The following is a 20364-nucleotide window of genomic DNA, read 5'->3' on the forward strand; positions in this document are numbered from 1 at the left end:
AGCAATAGGTTTAAATAAGGTAAGTGCAATTAAGAATATGAATCGGATTTTGTACCCCCAGTGGCGGGGCATTTGTTACCGGATAAGTTTCTTCGCTTATTGTATTCGCATCGGGAGTAATATATCCGGACAGAAATATATCTAAAATTGCAACCTGTTGAGGTGTAATATCAATATGCTGAACTGTATAGTTTTGATCAACCTTTAGCTGTATGTGTTCCTTTGAGTGTTTGCAACAGCTTCCGTCTTTCTTGCACTTCTTTTGTGTGCAATTCGGGCATTGGTCACAATTCTGATTATTTATAATTAAAGATGTTTTTATCAGCCTATCCTGGCAATATACATTATAGTTGATAAAGCCAACGGATATCAACGTGTATATAGCAGAGAATATTATTAATAAAAGTTTTTTCATCTTGAGTTCAAATTTAGTACTCTATTTCTATTTGTAAAAAAAGTTTATTGTAAAATTATATAAAATAATATTTTGATAAACTTTGTTCTAACTTTAGACGGAGTTTTAATAATAGTATTTTATCAAACCCTTTATGAAAATTAATTCTAACTTTTTCTAACTCACATATTATTTGATTATAAATTAATTCACCTTGTTCGGAAAGTGTTATTTTGAGGATGCGTGTATTTATCTCATCTCTTTCTCTTTTTACCAGCCCCTTTTTTTGCAAACATCTAAGAACTGTAGAAACGGTCATTGCATCAATTAAAGTTATATCAGACAAACGAATTTGAATAAGGTCTTCTCCTTTATTGGAGGAGTCGAATATTGCAGTTAGTATTTCAAATTGAGTGAATGATAAGTCAAATTGATTCAATATTTTCTTTCTGTTTTTTATAATTATTTTCCCAAATTTTAATACTATCTTTTCAAATTCGGAAGATAATATTGTTTGATTATTATATGTCATTATATGTCTTTTATATTTTTAATTAATAATATATGAATTATCCTCTTTTAAAAATTGAAATAAATATACACCATGTGATAAAGGCTGATATTCCTATTGCCGGAACAGGATAATTATGTCTTACACAAGAACTATTACCACATCGTATAAATAGATACCAGAATAAGAGACCAATAATTGATCCAATAATTAAACTAATAACTGATATATATTTATAAAAATATATATATTTCTCAGGTTGAAAAGTATTCTTTTTAACAGCACTCAATTTAACCTTATTACTCATATCCTATTTTTATCTATAACTGCTCTGATATATTAATTATTAAATAAATTATTAGTCATAGTAATTATAGGATTTTCATCCTATATTGTTACACTTTACAACATACCGGTAATTGCTAAGAATAGAAATTTACATGAAGTTTTTTCTTTTTATCTCCCAGTCCGCAGAAGAATATCCTTCACTTTTTTTACTTCAATGTAAAGTACACCGACATATATACTCTAACTTATCAGGTCCTTTCATATGCCGGTGTGACACTTACCAGAATCAAATAAAAACAAATTAAATTACTATTATCAAGTATGAAAAATGAAAATTATTTCAGTCGTAACATTAACGCATTTATTGCAACAATAACTGTGCTGACAGACATTAAAACAGCACCTATGGCAGGACTCAGTATAATACCTATAGGGGCAAGAACTCCAGCTGCCAATGGTATAGCAATGATGTTGTACCCCGCTCCCCACCATAGATTTTGTGTCATTTTATTTGATGTATTCTTTGCAAGCGAAAGAAAATGAATAATATCGTATGGATTACTTTTCACTAGTATAACATCAGCTGAATCTATTGCCACATCCGTTCCAGCACCTATCGCCACACCAATATCTGCACGCGCTAGAGCCGGAGCATCATTTACCCCATCACCAACCATCATTACTGTTTTCCCTTTTTGTTGGTATTCTAATATAACCTTTTCTTTATTTTCAGGTAAGAGAGATGCATATACATCGCTAATACCAATCCGTTCAGCAACAACCTTCGCCGAGACTTCATTATCTCCCGTCAACATGGCAGGAGTAATCTTTTCTCTTTGGAGTTCTTCTACAATTAGTTTTGCCTCAGGTTTAATTTGATCTCCTTGAGCTATTAAGCCTGCAATTTCATTATGTATTAAAAGATAGCTGATAGAATTACCTTCTCCAGCCAAATCCTTAAATAAATCTTTATCATACAACATTGCATTCTTCTCTAAATAAGCAGCAGTTACAATTTTGGTTTCTTGTCCATCGACCACTCCTAAAAGACCTGTTCCATTGATAAGAGTTATATTTACTGCTTGTGATAAGTCTAGTTTATCTTCTTTAGCCTTATCCAATATACCTATTGCTAACGGATGATTAGAGTAAACCTCCATGGAAGCCATTATCTTTAATATATCCTTATCATCCCATTTATCAGAAAGGCTTTTAACGATCGAAACGCGAAAATTCCCTTCAGTAAGTGTACCTGTTTTATCCATCGTTACAACAGATATATTTCGTGCTGTTTCGAAAGCATTACGGTTACGGATCAATAAGCCGTGCAAAGCCCCCAAAGATGTGGAACGGGCGACAACAAGAGGTATTGCCAGGCCTAAGGCATGAGGGCAGGCAATAATAAAGACTGTTACCATTCTCTCCAATGCAATGTTTATATCTTTACTTGTTAAGTACCAAACAATAAACGCAATGACACCTATTGTTAATGCAATATAAAAGAGAGCTTTAGCTACCTTGTCGGAAATAGATTCTGCTCTCGATTTTTTTTGTTGGGCTTGTCTGACAAGCTTCATTACCTGTGCCAGATAACCTGACTCGCCTGTGCCAGTAATTTCTATAACGATAGCACCTGCTCCATTAACAGAACCTCCTATAACACTAGCTCCTTCGCTTTTCTTTATCGCCTTAGCTTCACCGGTTATCATTGATTCATTTACAGATGTTTCGCCGGATATTACTTTCCCGTCTGCAGGTACTTTTTCTCCCGCTTTTACCATAACAGACTGTCCTTCTTCTATCTGTTGAAGAGGTATATCTTTCATACTTCCGTCAGGTTGTACCAGATGTGCACTACCTGGTAACAGTTCAGCCATTTTCTGCAATGCGTTTCCTGCATTTCCTACTGCTTTCATTTCAATCCAATGTCCAAGTAACATAATGACAATCAGTGTGGCCAGTTCCCAGAAAAAATCCATCTGATGACCGGGGATTTGCAGAATATAATTGGCTGCAAAGGCATATATACTGTATATATATGAAACAGTGATTCCCATCGATATTAATGTCATCATAGCGGGACGTCTCATTTTTAGTTCACTAACAGCACCGACCAGAAACGGCGACCCACCATAGAAATATAGAAAAGAAGCTAAAAACAGCACTATCCAATAAGAACCTTCGAACGAAACACTAAAAGGAAGCTGCATTCCCATCATGGGAGATAACAAAATAATAGGTATTGCCAAAACAAGAGAAATCCAGAATTTATACTTAAGATTTCCCATATGTATCATATGTCCTCCTACATGATCAGAATTTTGGTGAATATGTCCCCGAGGGATAGATCCTTGACTGAGGTCATGCTCCTGATGCATATGAGCCATTCCTATATAATCCTGATGATTGTCATGTTCGGAATCTTGCACCATTTCTATTGTAAAATCACCAGCTCTTGATAATGCATCCTGAAATATTTCAATTGGCACATGTTTATCCATCTTAATAATGGCTTCCGTAGGAGATAATGTGACAGAAGCATTAACACCATCAATAGTATTTAGTGCTTTCTTTACACTTAAACGACAATGATTACAAGTCATTCCGCTTATGGTATATCTATGTTTCATATTAACCCTTTTTGTAAGAGAAATGCTCATAATGAGCATTTCTCTCAAATATAAAACTCACCTAACTTAAATTATTTACAGCTTAAAACTCACATCTATTATTTATGTATATGTCTATTTGGCTTTGCTGGTGCAACCAATTTGTTTCTGTCATACTTACAACAAGCAAGTAAATTTTCGTATATTTCATCATCTGCTTTATACAATTTTGTATCATGACCAGCTTTAGCTATACTTGCATGTATACTGTCAAGCTCTGTTTTTGAATCATCAAATGTGATGGTAGCAATTTTGGTATCTATATTCCAATTTGCTTTGGTCACTCCACTAAGGGATAAAGCTGCCATTACAATACGCTCCTGACACATATCACATTTTCCATTCACAAGGAATTCTTCTGTCCTTTCTTTTGCATGGATTGTCATAGAACTAAAAAAAACAATAATCAATAAACTTATAAATCTCATTTTCATATTTCTAAATTTTAATTATAAAATATCATGGTAATCAAATAAAACTGTTATTTATAGTCTATTTTCTATATTTACAGCAACTAGGGAGAGAATTATAAGCTTTACTGTCAGCTTTAAACTTTTCTGTGTCATGTCCAACCTTCGTAATCGCTTTGCTTATAGTATCGAGATTTGTTAATTTAGAATCGAAATTGACATCAATTTTCTTCTTTTTTATATCCCAGTTGGCAGAAGCAACACCTTTCACACTTTTTGCCGCAGTTTCAATACGCTCCTTACAAATTTCACAAAGCCCTTGTACACTGAATATAGCATGTTCAAGACCAGCTTTTTGTACAGAAGTATGATTATTATGATTCATGCTGGGATGTTTAGCTTGTATCCTTGGGGCTTCCTGTATAACCTTATTTGAGGCATTAGAATTACATACTACAAATAAAGTTGCAGCTAAAATCATTGTTACTATAAAAATCTTTTTCATCTTAGTCTAGTTTTAATTATTATAAAAATCGGATATTAACTATTTCTGTATTTACAGCAGCTTGGCAATGCATCATAAGCTGCTTTGCTGGCCTTATGCTTGTCAGTATCATGACCGGCCTTAGCTATAGCCCCGCTAATCTTATCCAGTGAAGTTTTTGACGGATCAAAGTTCAATTGTAGCTGCTTTGTCTTCTCATCCCATGTCGCCGAGATTACTCCGTTTACTGATTTTGCAGCCTTTTCAATACGATTCTTACAGATTTCACAAAGACCTTGTACTTGAATTATACTCCGTTCGGATTTTGCAGACATCCCTTGTTGAGAACTCCCCGACATTGAAGACATATCATGCCCTGCATGTGATCCTCCTGACATATTATGCCCTTCATGTCCGGTCACCGCACGGGAAGAACTTTCGTTCATCATGCTATGTTTACCCTCCAGTTGTGCACTCGCATCTATTGTAAAGACTCCGTTAGTTACAATTTCGTCACCATCGTTGATTCCTGATAGAACTACATACGAATCGCCTAAAGATGGACCCAGTTCAACCTGATGAAGCATGAAAGACGGAGTCACCGTTCCTGGCTGCTTCATGTATACAATCGACCGCTTTCCTGTCCAGAGAATAGCAGACTTAGGTATAACAAATTGATTATCATACTGATTTAAAGGTGACTTTATTACAGCATTGGCATACATTTCCGGCTTTAATTGAGTGCCCGGATTGGAAGCCTCTATACGAATCTTAACCGTACGGGTTACAGGATCTAAGATAGGATTGATAAACGAGATTGTACCAGAAAAGGTTTTACCGGGTAAGGCCTGAAGGCTGTATTCCAATTTATCTCCAACCTTTAAAAAGGGAAGATCCGATTCATATGCATCAAACATAATCCACACTCGTGAGAGATTGGCGATATCAAACAGAACATTGCCCTGATTGATATAATCCCCTTGGCTTACTTTTTTTCCAACCACAATACCACTGGTTGTAGCTTTGACTTCAACATAAGGAGATACCGTTTTTGATCGTTCTATCCGTGATATCTGCTCATCGGTAAGCTTCCAGAGACGTAGTTTCTCTCGGGCTGCCTGCAATAAGGTCGGTTGAACTGATTGCATCTTTGCCGCTTCCAGCAACTCCTGTTGCGCACTCAACAATTCAGGGGAATAAATAGTCGCTATAGTCTGACCCTGACCCACACGTTCTCCTGTAAAATTTACAAACAGTTTTTCTATACGTCCGTTGACATGAGAGGTCTGGGATTGAGACAAACGCTCGTCTGCCTGAACGGTTCCGTAAAGGCGCAGTTCCTTTACCGGATTTTGTTTACTTACAACCGTTGTCTGGATATTGGCCAGTGCAACCGCTTCTGCCGACATCTGGATAGCCGACGGATCGATTGCCGCATCTCCCGAGCCTGTTGTTTTCAACGGAATCAGATCCATCGCACAAATCGGACATTTGCCTGGCTTATCCATCTTTATCTGTGGGTGCATTGAACAGGTCCAAACCTGTTTGCCGTTCTCATCGGTAGTCATCTCATGTGTATGCCCGGAATGATCTTCTCCGGGTATACTCTCCGAGCCGCCTGAGAAGATTAACCAGCCCAGAAGTAGACCGGCTATCAGGATAATCCCATACCTGACATAATTATTTCTGAACACTTGTTTTAGCTTATTCGTATCCATGATATGTATGTTTTTATTGTTCTGTTTCTTGTTTAAATGATATTAATTTCTCGATAGAAGCAACCATCGTGTTGTAACTGGCTATTGATTCCGCTCCTTTTAACTGGTAGTCCAGAAGCTGGCGTTGCACCTGGATAACATTAGTCAGGTCGCTCTTGCCGGAAACAAATTCCTGAACTATCAGGTTATAGGTCGTCTTGGCTAATTCCTCCTGTTTCTTATACAATGATACTCTGCGGGAGGCATCGTCCAGTAAATGCTTGGTCTTATATAATTCCGATTCCAGACTGTTACGCGTATTGGTATACTTCTCTCGGCTCGATTGCCACCACAGTTTGCTTTCCCGCTGCTGTGCCTTATATTTATTTCGGTATAAGGGTATACTCACTGAGAACATAGGCATGATCATATCTTTGCCATTCATATCTCCCATTGAAAGCATAGCTTCATCGGTCTTCTTATTAACCATATATTGCAACCCGATACCGAACATCGGATAACTCATCTTTTTATCCATTTCGGCCTTTGCCTTATATGAAAGCCCTTCCTCGGTTATCATTCCAAGCATCGGATTTTGATTCTCTATCTTGGACATGATAGATACCCCGTCGAATAAAAAAGCTGTCTGAGTAAACGATTCCGGAATCTCGACATCATGGCCGACTTCCCGGTTCAGGTAGGTGTTAAACTTTGCCTTCTCCGCTTTTATCTCTGAAAGCAGACTCGCTATATTATTATCTATTTCTGCGATCTCAAGCTGTATACGAAGGACATCTGACATTCCCGATGGGGTAGAACCCATAGAGGAAGACATTCCACCTGCCCCCCCTCCCATTGAAGACATACCTGAAGAGCTTCCAATTGTTGACCCGGAACTGTTGCCTCCCATTGAGGACATACCAGACATCCCTCCTCCGGATACGGCAGGTAGACCACTAGAGGACGAAGACGGAACTGGTGAAGCTATCGAATATCGGGATGAAGAACTCCCTGATGGGGAAGAAAATTTCCGTATAGCCAACTCTTCCAGTTGGGTGAGCAATGCCTTATTTTCCCTATTATTCAGTAAACGTTGCTGCAAACTGCATAAGATATACCACTGTGTATAAACATCCAGATAAAGATTGTCTCTTGTTTCCCTGAATTTTTCATAAGACATCTTGGCCATATGCATCGCTTCTGTTTGTGCGGCTTTCTTTGTCCCGAACCATGGAAGCATCTGCATCAGCTTGAACTCCGCAACCTGCTTTCCGCCTATGATATCCATAGGCTGAAGGTAAACTCCCATTTCCAGATTTGGATCCTGATAGGCTCCTGCTTGCGGTATCTTTTGCAATGATGCTTTGTAGGCCAGAAAATCAGCCTTTACACCCGGATTATTTTGAGCCGCAACCTGTAAGTAATGGTTTAAGGAATCTCCAGTCTGCCCATAAACATTCGTAAGAGAAATCGCCATTACCAATACACCCAATAAATATATTACATAATTTCTTTTCATAAGTTTTGTTTTTATTCTTTAATACTTCCGTGCTTTCTGATAGCTGATTCTCTCCACCAGCACTGAAATACAGGAACAACAAACATGGTCATGGACTGTATTAGCATCCCCCCGAAAGTAGGTATAGCCATCGGGATCATTATATCAGATCCTTTTCCGGTAGAGGTCAGTACAGGCAATAACGCAATAAGTGCTGTTGCCGTGGTCATAGCAGCCGGACGTACCCTTTTTAATCCGGCATGTACTACAGCTTCCCTTATTTCATCTTTTGTGTGAGGATTTTCTTTCAGAAATGTATCATGTATATAAGTCCCCATCAAGACTCCATCATTAGTAGCTATACCGAACAGGGCTATAAATCCAACCCATACAGCTATACTTAAGTTGATCGGATGCATCTGGAACATGTCTCGCAGATTATTTCCTCCTATTGAGAAATTCATAAACCAAGGTTCTCCATACAACCATAGCAGAATAAATCCTCCGGCAAAAGCGACTATAACACCCGAGAAATGTATTAGTGACGCTGTAACTGTTTTAAATTGGAAATAAAGAATAAGCAATATAGCAAGTAGACTCAATGGTATTACTATAAGTAAGCGATTAGCTGCACGTTCCTGCTGTTCATAATTTCCTGCAAACTTGTACGAAACTCCTTTCGGTAGTTGAATCTCTCCCGATGCAATTTTTCCTTTTAATATTTTATCGGCTTCTTTCACAACTTCAACTTCGGCCTTACCTGCTGCTTTATCGAAAATAACATATCCCAAGAGAAAGGTATTTTCACTTTGTATCATTTGGGCTCCTTTTGTATATTCTATATCTGCCACCTCACTAAGAGGAATCTGTGCACCTGTTGCTGTAGGTATAATAAGCCGGGACAGTTCTTCAGGATTTTCTCTCAACTCACGGGGATACCGTAATCTGACAGGAAAACGTTCTCGTCCTTCTACCGTCGTCGTCAATGGCATGCCTCCTACTGCCGCACTGATTACTTCTTGCAAATCAGCTACAGTAATACCGTACCTTGCCATATTCTCTCGGTTCAGCTTGATTTCGATATATGGAGCTCCTACTGCTCGATCATAAAATACTGTTGAAGGAAGTATCGACGGTACATCTTTCAATGCGGTCTCTAGAGCTTTACCACCTTTCTCAATAGACTCAAGGTCAGGACCTGATACTTTTATTCCCATCGGAGCACGCATTCCCGTTGATAACATAACCAGACGGGCCTCTATCGGTTGCAATTTCGGAGAAGAGGTAAGTCCCGGCATATGAGATATATTTACGATTTCCTGCCAGATATCATCCGTTTTCTTTATTTTAGGACGCCATTGACGGAAATAATCCCCGTTCTCATCAATAATTAAGCTGTCTGCAGGAATAATCCTGAACTCATTTTTGGGATTATAAACCGATCCATTAGCAAGCAAAAACTCACCTTTTCCGTTTACTTTGAAGCGTTGGCGATGTCCATTTTGATCCAAAATATATTCTGGACGATAATTTATGGTGTTTTCGAACATCTGGGTTGGTGCAGGGTCAAGGGCTGAATTAACACGCCCCCATTTACCTACCGTGATTTCCACCTCAGGAATATTCGATATACGCTTATCCAATGTTTCGATATAACCAAGATTTTGTTCTATACCGGTATGAGGCATACTTGTAGGCATCAAAAGGAAAGAACCTTCATTCAAACTCGGCATAAATTCTTCTCCAACACCCGGAAATTTATTACTGGACGCTTGCCATACACTTGTTTGCCTGAATGTTTTCCATCCTATAGCTTCAAAGCCATTAGCTACAAATCCGAATGTCTTATCAAATCCCATCCAGATAATCATACCGAAGAATACTGTAACAACAGGTATGAGCATAAACTTCCAACGATGGGCAAGACACCAACGCAGAATCCGTTCGTAATAAAGCACCAATACCCATAGCATACCCAATATAACAGCAATAGCCAGAACAACAAAAATAAAATTGACAGGAATACCTTCCTTCGTACCTACAGGTAACCATTCTATAGTAAGATAATACACTGCAATTAGAATTGCTATCCCAACATTTAGATAGGTAGGTATTTTATTATTATTCCATTTATGAGAAAATAAATTATTCAGCCCGAATAGAGTCAATCCAATCACAGGTACAATCCCTGTAGATATAAGCAAGATAATACCACTAACAACTAGTGTGATGTTACAAACCTTGCGAATTAGCTTGGAGCTTATTTTGAGAGAAAAGACATAATAAGCCAATGTAGGTAGCATTGCTACTCCAAGTAAGAAAGCAGATAATAGGGCAAAAGTCTTCGTATAGGCTAGAGGTTTAAATAGCTTACCTTCTTGAGCTTCCATAGCGAATACAGGAAGGAAACTGATAATAGTAGTTAACATAGCAGTAGACAATGCACCTGATACTTCGCTAACACTCTTGTATATCAAATCTACAAAAGCTTTCCCTTTCGTTATACCCTTATTCGATTCCTCTTCCATATGCCGGATAATATTCTCGACAAAAACGACACCAACATCTACCATTACCCCGATAGCTATGGCAATACCGGACAAAGCCACAATATTGGCTTCAATACCCAGATAACGCATAAGTATAAACGTCATAAGTACAGCTATGGGTAAAATACTCGATATAACAACCGATGCTCTTAGATTAAAGACAAGCACAATAACGACAATAATACAAATAAGGACTTCATGAGACAAAGCTGTTTCAAGCGTCCCGATTGTTTCCTGTATCAACCCGGACCTATCATAAAAGGGAACTACAGTCACTTTGGAAACAGTACCGTCAGCTAATGTCTTTTGAGGAAGGCCGGCTTCCATTTCCTTGATCTTATCTTTTACATTTTGTATGACCTGCATCGGATTAGAACCATAACGGGCAACAACAACTCCACCTACTGCTTCAACACCTTCTTTATCCAGTCCACCCCGACGGGTAGCTGGTCCTAGGTTCACAAATGCAACATCCTTGATTTTAACCGGAACTCCATTTCGGACTGTCACAACAGCTTCTTCCAGATCTGAAACTTTTTTTATGTATCCCAGGCCTCTAACCAGATATTCTGCCTTGTTGATTTCTACAGTTTCGGCTCCGATATCCAGATTACTCTTTTGAATAGCTCCCATCACATCCATAATGGTAACATTGAATGCTCTTATAGCATTCGGATTTATCTCAACCTGATACTCTTTGATATATCCACCGATAGAAGCTACTTCTGAGACCCCTTCGGCTGATGAAATAGAATATTTGGCATAAAAATCCTGAACAGTTCTTAATTCATCAGGATCCCAACCTCCGGTCGGTTTTCCCGTTTCAGGATTACGACCTTCCAATGTATACCAAAATATCTGACCTAAAGCGGTTGCGTCTGGTCCTAAACTAGGTTGTACCCCTTCTGGAAGTGTTCCGGCTGGGAGAGAGTTTAGTTTTTCCAGAATACGAGAACGACTCCAGTAAAACTCTATATTGTCATCAAATATGATATAGATGAAAGACATTCCGAACATGGATGTACTACGGATGGTTTTTACCCCAGGTATCCCTAATAGGGATGTTGTCAGTGGATAAGTTATCTGATCCTGAATGTCTTTCGGTGAACGTCCCATCCATTCGGATGCCACTATTTGCTGGTTCTCTCCTATATCAGGGATAGCATCTACCGGAACCGGATCGCGAGGTAATAATCCTCCATGCCAGTTAAAAGGTGCAGTTGATAATCCCCAAACAATTAGAATAACAAGCAATAACAATGTTATCAATCTGTTATTTAAAAAATACTTAATAATTTTGTTAAGCATAGTAAGAATTATTTAATATTGTATTTACTCATTTAAAATTTGCCAGTCCCCCCCATCATATACATTCTCCAGGCCATTTTGTTCCAAAACAGCTTTTGCTTTTTTACTCCTTTTGCCTGTACGGCAGACAACAACTACATTTTTATATTTTTTCAATATCTCTTCAGAACCGATAAGCGTATCTAACGGTAAGTTGAGTGCTCCTGGATAATGTGCCTGAACAAATTCATCAGGGGTTCGAACATCAACAATAAGTGTAGAATCCTGAGGTAATAAATATCTGGATTTATCAGTACGGATTATAATAGAATCCTGAGGATGTATTATAACCTTATAGTTTTGAGCAAGGATATAGCTCGGTAAGAATGCTAATCCTATCAGAAAATGATATGGACTCATTATATTTTAATTTTATAAGCATAGACATATAATAAGAATTGGATATATGCAAGTGTAACAAAGCAACAATAATAGTTGTTCTGCTAAATAGTAACATGTAATTACTAGGCTTATAAAATCAAATGCGGTAGATGCAAATATAGGTGAGCAAGTCTATATTTAACTTGTCCAAACCTCCAGGTGGGAAAATACGTTGAACTATTACAGAACTATCAAATTCAAAATAGTTGAGAGCTGAATATAATACAAACCAAATAGTTGTAAAAAATGGCTGTATATTATTTAAACTAGACTGCTGAACTTGATAGTCATAGTCATCTGTCGACAATTTCACATGTTTAAATGTACAACAATTGCCATGTTCTTCGGTAAGAGATGAATCTGATTTATGATGGGACTGAGATCCGCCTTCGCAATTCTCTTTAGACATGTCCTCCATCTTATCACAGCAAGAATGATTGGACTGATTAGGTTTAGCTAAATCAACAGAATAGAAATCACCAGCACAAAAATGCATTGCCAATACGGGATGAGCCCCGGCGACAAGGATTATTAGTGAAAGTAATACTGATGAAAAGCGTTTCATTAACTAAACATTTAGTGTAAAATCTCTTAATGTACAAAGATATACATATATATCAAATGTTATATATAAAAACATATAAAAAGTGATAAAGTGATCTTAATTTACAAAATCTTAAACGTTATGTGTAAATATCTTTATTTGACTTCTGGTATTAATAAAATAATATACAGTAAAACTGAAGTTTTACTGTATACTGTCGTCGCAAAAGTATTATCTGAAAGAATAAATTAACTCATCGACTAATAGAATCTAACTAAAATATTAATTAATTATTTATGGAACTTATACCTATTTATTTCATTTATATAATTTTGAAATTAACGGTCTGTTTGGAACTATAAAGTCTATTTATCTATTTGCCATTTTAATAAATCGATTCATTCCATAATACCCCAAGAGTAGAGTAAATATGATAATTCCAGATAGACTGAATATTATAGGCATCGTTTCTCCAGTTGAATTAAGAATAAAGCGTAATGCTTCATTGATATATACTAATGGATTAATGAGAGTCAGATACTTCATTACAGGAATTGCCTGAAGCCCTGACCAATTGAAAAAGATAGCTCCAGTAAATATCAAAGGCATCAAAAAACCAGGAAACATAGCTGCAATCTGGGTTGGTTTTACGATGGTTCCAACTAATAATCCTAATGTTGCAGATGTAATAGAACTAAGTAAAAGTACGACAAATAAAAAAAAGCCACTCGCGACATCTAGCGAAATATTGAGATGACTACCCATAAATATCAAAGAGATAGGCAGCACAATCAGTGCTCCAATCCAAGACTCAATTATTCCCACAAACATCTTCGCCCAAGCTACAACCCTTATATTAACGGGAGCTTGAAGCCTATCTTCGATTTCTCGTGTGCTGTTAAAATCCATTGCTAATGGCACAGCTGTTCCGTGAATCCCTGTAACTAACAAACTCATACCAAGCATACCAGGAAACATCTGATTCGGAAAAGCAATATCTAATACCCCTATTTGGGGCAGAACAAACCCATATGTTAAAATCAATATAAAAGGTAACATCCCTACCCTAAAGACAAACTCTTTCCAACCTCGGCTTTGGATAAGCAAATCCCGTTTTACCATTATTTGAAACACATTCAACTGATTTAATTTCTTTTCCATAACATATTTAATTGATTTTCAAATCATTAGTTGTCAAATATATAAACATATCATCCAAAGTCGTAGCACTTAGATTGATACTTTCTAAGCTAAGATGCTTATTTTCGATCCAGACAAGGAGTTCATTAAGTACATTCCTACTGTTTTCAGCATATACTATAAAGTTCTTTTCATCTTTTAGACTCAAACTAATAACATCTGGTAGCTTTTTTACTTCATCTACAATTTCTTCTGTCACATTATCTAAAGTAATAGAAATAATCGTTTGGGAAGGAACTAATTCTCTCAACTCCTGTACTGTTCCAATCGCTTTTATTACTCCTTTATTATAAATAGCTACTCTATCGGAAAAACGCTCTGGTTCCTCCATATAATGAGTTGTAAGAAACACAGTTGTATTAAAGTCTTTATTCAATTTTAACACCTGCTTCCATAAAACTTCCCGATAGGCAGGATCCAGTCCTGTAGTAGGTTCATCCAAGAACAATATTTCAGGTTGATGCATTATTGCCCTAGCTATTTTCAATCGCTGTGCCATACCCCCTGAAAAACTTTTGACATAATCATTCTTCCAATCTGTAAGGCCAAAACTTTCAAGCAGTTCATCAGCCCGATTTACAGCTTCAGATTCACTCATTCCAAAATACCGTCCATGGTAAATTAAATTTTCACGAGCAGTGAGCCCCCTGTCTAGATTGTTATGTTGAGCGACTACCCCAACTTTACTTTTTGCGAAAATGGGATTATCCTTCAAAGACTGACCTTGAAAAATGATTTCTCCTGATGTCGGGGTTAGTTGAGCTGTTAACATATTGATTGTTGTACTCTTGCCTGCACCATTAGGTCCTAAGAAAGAGAATATTTCTCCTTTTATCAGATCAAAGGATATACCATTGACTGCAATGAGAGTCTCTCCATCTTCTTTAAAATATACTTTCTTGAGATTCTTTACTTCAAGAATAGTTTCTAATTTTTGTTCTTTCATACAACTAGCGTCTTATATGATTATAATTTATTATATGTCCACTTAACTTTATGGAACAAAATTATATATAAGCAGATAGTTTATGTTGTAGAATTGTAGAAATGATTTGTAAGATTTACACCTTATCTAATGGTTTTCTTTTATCCTCTTTTATTTGTTTAAAATGACTTGGGGTGAGCCCTGTAGTTTTTTTAAATTGGTTGCTAAGATATGCAACACTTGAATAATTAAGGAGAAAGGCTATCTCATTTAAAGATAGTTCATCATAGACCAATAATTCTTTAACTCTTTCGATCCTCTGTGCAATTAAATATTTTTCTATTGTTATACCTTCTATCTTAGAAAATAGATTTGATAAATAATGATAATCATGGTGTAATTCAGTACTTAATATTTCTGAAAGATTTAATTTCAGACTCGCTTCTTCGTAATGAACACATCGGATGATAATATTTTTAATTTGTTCAATAATTTGGCTTCGGGAATCATCAATGAGTTCAAATCCTAATAAATTTAGGCTATTGATTAATCTGGTCTTCTCATCTTTAGATAGTTCTTTTTCCAAAGAAACCTCACCCAGTTTAATGCTGTTCACTTTAATGCCAATTTTTTCCAATTCAGCATTTATCACCAATATACAGCGATTGCATACCATGTTTTTTATAAATATTACAGCCATATTCCCATTATTGATTATATAACAAAACTACAAATTAATATATGCTTTGATAATATTTAGTTGTTGTATTTTTCAGTTTTTAATAGAAGATACCATCTTCTCAAAATAAAAGTTAACCATGTGGCTTTAATTGAAATACGTGATTATATTATTCATATATAATATTACTCTTACAAGGAAAAGAAATAGGTGCTATATGATATATAGAAAGAAAGTTGCAGTTGTATTAATAAGTATTTTCATTAGTATAGTACTAACGAAACCGCTACACTTCATATTCATAGATCACAGCCATTTTTGTTCTGAAACTTCGAAATGTACATCTGAACAGATGTTATCTGATCAGCACCATGATTGCTGTATTTGTCTTTTTTCTTTTTATAATTTACTTCACAAAAACTAGGAGTGTATGGCTGCAGCCCATAAGTGTAGTTATTGCAAAGCTGATTGTTTTGGATCAGATTAAACTATTACTACTACTTATTTTATCGATATCAACACGTAGTCCTCCCAAACTAATTATGTAGCTTATTGTCGCATATATTTATCTTTACTTATCATATTAAGCGTAGGCGTATATCTACTGTGCTTAGTCCAAATACTAAGTTCATAATTACATTCTGCAGATTTATTAATTTAGATTCTTCATTTATTAATGTAATAATTAATATACGATAAATGTTGCGATCTGTTGCTATGTAATGATGAAAATATTGTCTTAAAATTCTTGATAGTAATAGATAATATATGCCCTAATTAATATTTTCGATGTGGAAAGGAGCTAAATAAAGATTGAAATAGAAGTGAATAAATATTAGTTTTTGCTATCTTTGAACCTAGATATGAGACAGACAATTCATAGACAATAACTGCTTAAAATACTGTAAAAAAAGCGTTGCTAATTCGTAACCAACAGTTTCTTTGAAATTATAATACACTGAAAAGTACGATATAAGGAGAAAGGTTCACATGCCTCTCTCTAAATTCAGTGTAAGACTTTTTACTTTGAAAATATTAGCTGATATAGCTAAGTACTTCTTCAAATTTTGGCATATAATTAAAATATATTATATTTGTAATGAGTAACTAATGTACGGACAAGTGTGTCTTATACTAAGACAAAATGTGATATTTTGAAATATTACAAAGTGTTCACCTTTGCAAAATTAGGTAAGGCAAATATTTGATATGTAGTTTTTTAACTAAAAAATAATGGATCCCGTCCATACCGCTAGTAAGATTTACAAATCGACGAAAAGTCCTGAAATTCAGCAGAATTCAGGACTTTTTTGTTTTCAGACCCTAGCAGAAAATCCCATTAAAAAGCAGTCAAAAAAGGCTTAGCCGTGGGACTTGAAAATCGAAAGAAAACATCCCACGTCATCAGTATCTAAATTATGGACAAAGAAGCTGAGACTCAAATTTTGTGACAGCTTCTTTGTCTTTAATATTAATATATATCAACAAGATCAAATATCAGAGCTTTATATATATATTCTTTCTATACAAAAAATGCGCCAATCCCCAACAAACCGCAATGAATAGTAAAGCCAAAGAAAATGAAGCCAGATAAGGGTCTATATTCCTTGCTAGAATTGCATATAACCAACTTTTAAAACCAAATCCAGTATTATTCAAAGGAATAGAATCAACTAAAACAGAGACTATACCCGCAAATACATAGATTGCAAGAGGATTAACTCCGAACGATTGAAAGAAAAGACTCCACGATTTATATTCTTTCACATCAATAATCCAGATCAACAATGATAGCAACAGTGCTCCCGATCCGCATGTAGTAAGGACAAAGGTGGGTGACCAGATTTTTTTATTAATCGGACAACCATAGTTGAACAAAAAGCCCAAAAACAGAAGTATAGTTCCACATAAAAACAGATTTAACATGCGGTCTTTGTTGTCTTTGATTGTTATCAACATTTTACCACATAAGAAACCGATCAATACATGGCAAACAGATGGAATAGTACTCAAAATACCTTCGGGTTCTACTCCGCGCTCTATATACATGTGTTGTTCACCCAAAATATAGCGATCTATTATTCCTAAAATATTACTTTCGTCGGGCTGAAATCCATTCCCAAAAATAAGAATCAAGAAATAGCAGACAAGGCCTATGGCAATTATGTATGGAATGTACCTATGCTTAACGAATATAATAATCAAAGATGCCACTCCATAGCAAAGAGCTAATCGTTGCATTACCCCCAATATGCGAAGATGTTCAAAGTTCGTTACCGAAAGTTCCAGAAGATGAAAGAATGGCAAACCTGTGCTTTTCAATTGAAAAAAAGTGGAAACAGATAGCCCAAGCCATGCTAAAAATAATCCGACAAAGAAAATAAGAAATGTTCGTTTCAATATTTTGCTAATAACCTGTTTAGTAGGTTCAAAATCGAATTTACGCAGCGAGGCATAACAAGATATTCCCATTATAAACATAAAAAAAGGGAAAACCAGATCGGTTGGCGTTAGCCCATTCCAATCTGCATGCCTCAATGGAACATAAACGTATTCCCATGATCCGGGATTGTTTACCATAATCATACCGGCAATGGTTATCCCCCTCATTACATCTAAGGATAAAAGTCGATTATTTAAGTTTACAAGTTTTGTTGACATTGATTTACAACTTGATTTAGTTATTGAAATAGATTATCTTACAACGATTTCATCGGTAAAGATAAATCCTACCTTTGTATTGCTTTTGTCCGGATTAGCAACATACCGTATATATCGAGCCTCTACATTTCCTTTCCATGCAAATTCTTTCAGAAAGAAACCTACCTGTGTAAATGGAATATCATTTGTGACAGTAGAAAGTAATGTGAAGTTTTGGCTGTCTGCCGAAGTGTATATTTCCACATCTTTGGGGATCCAACACCAACCAAAGGCATCTTGCATGAAAGTAGCTTGTATTGAATGAACGGTCTGCGTAGTTTGCAAATCGATAACAACATCCATCCCATTGTTTATAAAACCTTGCCATCGGTTATTATCACACGACCATCCCCCTTGTAAACCATTTACTAATGCATCTTTTCCTCCTGCCGGATACTCATCCGAAAATGGCTGTTTATATTCAACAGGCTTTCCTATGGCCAAATGTTTCAGAGTATCAGAATATTCTTTACGCTCACCTACTTCATGCTTCAGATCAAAGGGATTATAGCCCTTGTTTTTCAGGTACTCGACAGCATTCAATGCATTTTCTTTAAATCGGATGAACGATTTTCTATCCGGTTGTGTCCAGCCAGTTTCAGCGATAGCTAATGCTCTCGGCCAGATCATCATTTCGGCGATATTTTCTGTTGGTATATACTCTGTCCACACATTCGCTTGTATACCCAATATATGTTTCTTCTCTTCGACATTCACAGAGTCTGGTACAGGATTGTAAGAGTAAACCTTCTCAATGGGTGTATATCCTGCCCAGGATAGCACATGCGATTCAGGGGCATCCTGATAGAAGTTCAAATAGCAATATTTTATAGGGGTCATAATGGCATCATGCCCCGCTTGTACAGCTTTTATACCATATTCTTCGCCACGCCATGACATTACTGTTGCATTTGGGGCTAATCCTCCCTGCATTATTTCGTCCCATCCCAAAAGTCTGCGCCCGTTTTTGTTTAAGAAGTTTTCGATATGATGAATCATATAGCTTTGCAATTCATCTACATCTTTCAAACCTTTTTTTTCCATTAAATCTGCGCATTTAGAACAAGATTGCCAACCCTTTTTCTCCGCTTCGTCTCCTCCTATATGAATGTATTCTGAACGAAACAAAGCCATTATTTCGGTCAATACATCTTCTAAAAAGATAAATGTTTCTGGATTACCTATACAAAAATCGCTATTGACATAAGCTTTTCCGGCACATGACAGTTGAGGAAATACAGCCAATACTTCTTCACTGTGCCCCGGCATCTCTATTTCGGGAATGACTGTAATATATTTGCTCGAAGCATATGCTACAATTTCTTTTACATCTTCCTGAGTATAATAACCTCCGTAGGCGTTTGGGCTTTTTTCACAATATTGCCGTCCTTTATCAGACCACTCCACAAGATTTTCGTATGGGCGCCATGCAGCCTGCTGTGTAAGTTGAGGATATTTTTTTATCTCTACACGCCACCCCGTACCATCGACCAAATGCCAATGAAAACGATTCATCTTGTAATAAGCCATCAAATCCAATTGTTTCTTCAGAAAATCTTTAGAGAAGAAATGACGAGATACATCTATCATTAATCCGCGATGGTTGAGATACGGTGTATCGTGGATTGTTAATGCCGGAATATTCTGAGCTCCGTATTGTTCCGCAAGTTGAAGTAGAGATTGCAAACCATAGAAGATTCCCACGCTTGCTGACGCCTCAATTTTGATACTCGAAGGGCTGACTATCAAATGGTAAGTATCAGGAATATTCCCTTTATTCTCGGTAATAATCAATTGTAGACCTCCCTGTTTTGTATTATTGGTCTCATTACTCAACCGAAGAGGAGATTGCTTCACAAAATCGAGAATCAGCTTTTTCTCTTTTCCTTCAAGATTTGTATAAATGGGCGTAGCTGATGTCATACAAAATTTCCCTTTATGAAGGATAATTTCCTGAGGGAAGGGTATAATCTTAATAGAGCCTGTATCTTCTATTTCAGCTCCATAACAAGTATAAAGACTGATATTCATCAGTGCGAAAATAAAAAAGAACAATTTATATTTATTCATGATTAATTGTTTTTTATA

15 protein-coding genes are annotated in these 20364 nt (G+C 36.4%); all 15 read right to left on the reverse strand.

From position 1 onward, the window contains the following. Positions 1–10: 10 nt before the first annotated feature. Positions 11–415 (reverse strand): HYC_CC_PP family protein, encoded by a 405-nt coding sequence (locus E4T88_RS13335; RefSeq protein ID WP_135106225.1) that lies wholly within the window; start codon positions 413–415, stop codon positions 11–13. A gap of 55 nt (positions 416–470) precedes the next feature. Next, the gene (locus E4T88_RS13340) at positions 471–926 is read right to left on the reverse strand and encodes a MarR family winged helix-turn-helix transcriptional regulator (RefSeq protein ID WP_135106227.1); all 456 of its coding nucleotides are present in this window, start codon (positions 924–926) and stop codon (positions 471–473) included. Positions 927–1528: 602 nt separating this feature from the next. After that, complete coding sequence (locus tag E4T88_RS13345; protein ID WP_135106229.1) at positions 1529–3823, reverse strand: copper-translocating P-type ATPase; 2295 nt, start codon at positions 3821–3823, stop codon at positions 1529–1531. A 98-nt stretch (positions 3824–3921) separates the two neighbouring features. Further along, entirely contained in the window at positions 3922–4296 is a 375-nt protein-coding gene (locus E4T88_RS13350) for a heavy-metal-associated domain-containing protein (RefSeq protein WP_221411804.1), read from the reverse strand. A 58-nt stretch (positions 4297–4354) separates the two neighbouring features. Beyond that, positions 4355–4777 (reverse strand): heavy-metal-associated domain-containing protein, encoded by a 423-nt coding sequence (locus tag E4T88_RS13355; RefSeq protein ID WP_135106231.1) that lies wholly within the window; start codon positions 4775–4777, stop codon positions 4355–4357. A 35-nt stretch (positions 4778–4812) separates the two neighbouring features. Next, on the reverse strand, positions 4813–6474 hold the full coding sequence (locus E4T88_RS13360) for an efflux RND transporter periplasmic adaptor subunit (RefSeq protein WP_135106233.1): 1662 nt from the start codon (positions 6472–6474) through the stop codon (positions 4813–4815). A gap of 13 nt (positions 6475–6487) precedes the next feature. After that, the gene (locus E4T88_RS13365; protein WP_135106235.1) at positions 6488–7972 is read right to left on the reverse strand and encodes a TolC family protein; all 1485 of its coding nucleotides are present in this window, start codon (positions 7970–7972) and stop codon (positions 6488–6490) included. Positions 7973–7983: 11 nt separating this feature from the next. After that, complete coding sequence (locus tag E4T88_RS13370) at positions 7984–11808, reverse strand: efflux RND transporter permease subunit (RefSeq protein ID WP_135106236.1); 3825 nt, start codon at positions 11806–11808, stop codon at positions 7984–7986. Between the two features lie 24 nt (positions 11809–11832). Continuing rightward, positions 11833–12207, reverse strand: a complete 375-nt coding sequence (locus tag E4T88_RS13375) for a rhodanese-like domain-containing protein (protein ID WP_135106238.1) — start codon at positions 12205–12207, stop codon at positions 11833–11835. A gap of 118 nt (positions 12208–12325) precedes the next feature. Next, positions 12326–12793, reverse strand: a complete 468-nt coding sequence (locus E4T88_RS13380) for an HYC_CC_PP family protein (protein ID WP_135106240.1) — start codon at positions 12791–12793, stop codon at positions 12326–12328. 348 nt (positions 12794–13141) lie between these two features. Beyond that, positions 13142–13933 carry an ABC transporter permease gene (locus tag E4T88_RS13385; protein ID WP_135106242.1) on the reverse strand — a complete coding sequence of 264 codons (792 nt, stop codon included), beginning with the start codon at positions 13931–13933 and terminating at the stop codon, positions 13142–13144. Positions 13934–13940: 7 nt separating this feature from the next. Beyond that, positions 13941–14918: an ABC transporter ATP-binding protein gene (locus E4T88_RS13390; protein WP_135106244.1), complete on the reverse strand. Its 978-nt coding sequence runs from the start codon at positions 14916–14918 to the stop codon at positions 13941–13943. Positions 14919–15033: 115 nt separating this feature from the next. Beyond that, positions 15034–15597, reverse strand: coding sequence for a helix-turn-helix domain-containing protein (locus tag E4T88_RS13395; protein ID WP_135106246.1), 564 nt, complete (start codon positions 15595–15597; stop codon positions 15034–15036). A gap of 1476 nt (positions 15598–17073) precedes the next feature. Continuing rightward, the gene (locus E4T88_RS13400; protein ID WP_135106248.1) at positions 17074–18237 is read right to left on the reverse strand and encodes an acyltransferase family protein; all 1164 of its coding nucleotides are present in this window, start codon (positions 18235–18237) and stop codon (positions 17074–17076) included. Between the two features lie 33 nt (positions 18238–18270). Continuing rightward, the gene (locus E4T88_RS13405; protein ID WP_135106250.1) at positions 18271–20346 is read right to left on the reverse strand and encodes a glycoside hydrolase family 20 protein; all 2076 of its coding nucleotides are present in this window, start codon (positions 20344–20346) and stop codon (positions 18271–18273) included. Positions 20347–20364: the final 18 nt, after the last annotated feature.

This window comes from Dysgonomonas mossii (assembly GCF_004569505.1).
Taxonomy (GTDB): Bacteria; Bacteroidota; Bacteroidia; order Bacteroidales; family Dysgonomonadaceae; genus Dysgonomonas.